Annotated in this window: 1 pseudogene; it reads right to left on the minus strand. The window is 70.3% G+C overall.

Annotation, left to right across the window (positions count from 1 at the left end):
- Positions 1–3,822 (minus strand): annotated as a pseudogene (locus tag IF11_RS0135920) (condensation domain-containing protein); the annotation flags it as partial.

A 3,822-nucleotide genomic window follows, 5' to 3' on the forward strand; every position in this document is an offset into this window, starting at 1 on the left:
TAACCATTCACCAGCACCGTCCCCGGGCACGCGGCCAACATCCGCTCCGCCGCCACCGCCGGCACCGCATCCCCACCCGTCCACACCTCACCCAAACCCACAAAACAGCCCGCGTCCTCCTCCACCAGCACACCGAACAACGCCGCCGTCACCCACAACCCCGACACCCCGCGCACCACCGCATCCCGCACCACCGACACACTCAACTCGCCCTCGGCCACCACCACCGTCCCACCACTCAACAACGGCACCCACACCTCATACGTCGCCGCGTCGAACGAATGCGGCGAATGGAACAACACCTTGCCGTGCGCCCCCGACGACCACCGGGAATCAGCAGCCAGCGCCACCACATCCCCATGCGTCACCGCAACACCCTTCGGCACCCCCGTCGACCCCGACGTAAACATCACATACGCCAACGAACCCCCCGACACCCGCACCGGAAGCACGGCATCACCCACCGGCTCCGCGTCCGACTCGATCACCGGCACAGTACGTAAGCGGCGCCCGCCTTCAGGACCGCCAGCATCGCGACGACCACATCCGCCGATCGCTCCAGCAGCAGCCCCACCCGCGACTCGACACCCACGCCGCGCCCGGCCAGCACCCGCGCCAGCCGTACCGCTCGCGCGTCCAGCTGCGCGTACGTCAGCGACACATCACCGCACACCAGCGCCAAGGCATCGGGAGATGCCGCCACGCGGGCCGCGAAACCGTCCACCAGGGACCGCGGGGACACGCGGTCATCCACGACACCCACGCTCCACTCGCGCGATACCCGTCGCCACTCCTCGTCCGGCAGCAGGGACAGCGTGCCCAGCGGGGCGTCCGCCGTATTGGTCAGACTGGTGACGGCTCTGGTCAGCCGCGCGGCCAGCATCTCCGCCGTGCTCGCGTCGAACAGTGCCGCGTCGTAGGCGAGCGTCATCTCCAACTGGTCGCCGATGGCGGACGCAACCAGCGTCAGCGCGTAGTTCGTCGACTCGACGGCCTCCACACCGCGCACACTCAGCCCGTGCCGCGCCGCGGCCTCCGTATCGACCGGGTAGTTCTCGAACACCACCAGACTGTCGAAGAGCGAAGCGCCCGCGGCCACAGCGGAGTCGATGTCCGACAGCGCCACGTACTCGAACTGCCGTGATTCGGCCATGTGGGCCTGGAGATCGCCGAGCCAGCCGGAGACCGGCCGAGCGGGGTCCACCTTCACGCGGACCGGAAGTGTGTTGATGAACAGCCCGAGAATGTCCTCGGCCCCCGGCAGATCCGCCGGACGCCCCGACACCGTCGTACCGAACACCACATCGGACGACCCCGCGTACTGTGACAACACCAACGCCCACGCACCCTGCACCACCGCGTTCACCGTCAGCCGATGACGCCGTACGAAGCCGGTCACCCGTGCGGCGACCTCGGGCGGCACGTCCACCGAGATCCGCTCGCTCGATCCGCCGCCGCGTGCCTGCTCGGGCGCCCGGTCGAAGGGCAGCGCCACCGGGTCACCGAACCCGGCCAGCGCGGCACGCCAGTACTCACGGCCGGCGTTCTGGTCCTGGTCCGCCAGCCAACGCACGTAATCACCGAACCGACCACGCGACACCGCCGCCCGCCCGGCGGACGACACCGTAGCCTGCGCCCCGGCCTCCGGGTCCGAGTCGGAGCCCGGTGCCAATGCCGGTGCTGGTGCTGGTGCCGGTGTCGGTGTCGGTGTCGCGTCGAGCGCCGCGTACTCGGCGATCACATCCGAGAGCAGCGCCGAGTTGCTCCAGCCGTCCAGCAGCAGATGATGGAACGTCCACACCACCCGGACCGCGTCGTCCGAGAGCCGCGCGAGAGCGACGCGCAGCAGCGGTCCGTCCGTCAGGTCCATGCCCCGCTCGCGGTCCTCGGCGAGGAAGTCCGCGAGCAGCAGGCCCTGTTCGCCCTCGTCGGCACCGGACCAGTCCATCCTCCGCACCGGGAGGCTGACGCGACGACGCACCACCTGCACCGGCTCCGGGACGTCGTCCCACACCAGCGAGACCCGCAGCGCGTCCGAGCGCTCCACGACCCGTTGCCACGCCCGGGTCAGCCGGTCGAGGTCGACGGTGCCTTCCAGGGTGAAGGCAAGCTGCTCCAGATAGGCCGCGGAGTCGGGCTCGGCCAGCGCGTGGAAGAGCATGCCGGACTGGAGTGGGGTCAGCGGATAGATGTCTTCGACATCCCGGCCGTCGCCGGCTATCCGGTCCACCTCGGCCTGGCTCAGCCGTACCAGTGGGAAGTCCGCGGGAGTGCAGCCGCCCGTACCCGGCTCCGCGCAGTGCTCGGCGAACGCCACCAGTTCCGCGGCGAAGCATTCGGCGACGCCGCGTACCGTCGCCTCCAAGTACGTGTCGGCGGAGTAGATCCAAGAGAACACCAGCCGGCCGTCCTGGACAACGCCGACGACATCGAGCAGGTGCGGGCGGCGCTCGGCCGGGGCGTGGTCCCCGCCCTCGCCGGGCAGCGCCTCCCGGAACAGACCGTCGGCGGTGTCACCGGCCACATCGAACTGCCCGTGGTAGTTGAAGCTGATCCGCGGATCCAGCTCCCCGGCCGGCGCGCCGGCCAGATAGCGCAGCGCTCCATAGCCGACACCGCGATCAGGCACGGCCCTGAGCTGCTCCTTCACTTGCTTGATCGCCGAGGCCCAGTCGTCGGCGTCTTCCGGCAGCGCGAGGGCGACGGGGTAGATGGAGGTGAACCAGCCGACGGTACGGGTCAGATCGGTGTCGTCGAAGATCTCCTCACGGCCGTGACCCTCCAGATTGACCGCGACCCGGTCATGGCCCGTCCAGGTACGGAGCGTGCGTGCGAGGGCGGCCAGCAGGACGTCATTGGCGTGGGTGCGGTAGACGGACGGAACGTCGTGCAGCAGGGCCCGCGTCTGTTCGGACGTCAGCTCCACCGAGACGGCGCGCTGGGAAGCGACCGCGTTGTGGCCGTCCGTGTGGTCGACGGGCAGACGGGTGACCGCTCCCTCGGTGACCGAACGCCAGTAGGGGATCTGGGCGTCGAAGCCACCACGCGCGGTGTGTTCGGCGAGGCGCGCCGCCCACTGCCGTACGGAGGTGCCCTTGGGGCCCAGGTCGGGCTGCCGGCCGGCCACGATCCGCTCGTACGCCGTGGACAGGTCCTCCATCAGGACGCGCAGCGACACCCCGTCCATCACCAGGTGGTGCGCGACGACCGCGAGCCGGGCACCGCCGGGACCGGGGGCCGGGCGTCCGAGCACAACGCGGACGAGCGGGCCATTCTCCAGATCGAACCCGGACTGGGCGTCGAGGACGAGTTCGCGCCAGCGCCGGTCCCCGTCGAGCGGATCCGACAGATCGTGGACCTCAAGCACGGCGTCCACACCGAAGGCGGACCGGTACTCGGCGTCCCTCCCACCGTCCGCGCCGACTCCGAAGGTCATCCGGAGGGCGTCATGCTGCGCCAGTACGGCCGCGACGGCCGCCCGCAGCGCGCGCTCGTCGAAGTCCGGCGCGAGGGCGACCGTGACCGACAGGTTGAAGTGCGCGGGTGCCACGGGGTGGGTCTCGAAGAACCACTCGCGCGCGGGCAGCGTGGAAACGCGTCCGGACAGTGCACCCTGTTCGGCGAGGGTGTCGGGCCGATCCTCAGGGATCTGGACAGCCGAGGCGAGGGTGATGACGGTGGGGTGGAGGAAGACGTCGCGGGAGGAGAGGGCGAGTCCGGCGCGGCGGGCGCGGGAGACGACCTGGAGGCTGATGATGGAGTCGCCGCCGAGGTCGAAGAAGTTGTCCTCGATCCCCACCCGGGACAGACCCAGCACCTCCG

Source organism: Streptomyces scopuliridis RB72, from assembly GCF_000718095.1.
GTDB lineage: Bacteria > Actinomycetota > Actinomycetes > Streptomycetales > Streptomycetaceae > Streptomyces > Streptomyces scopuliridis.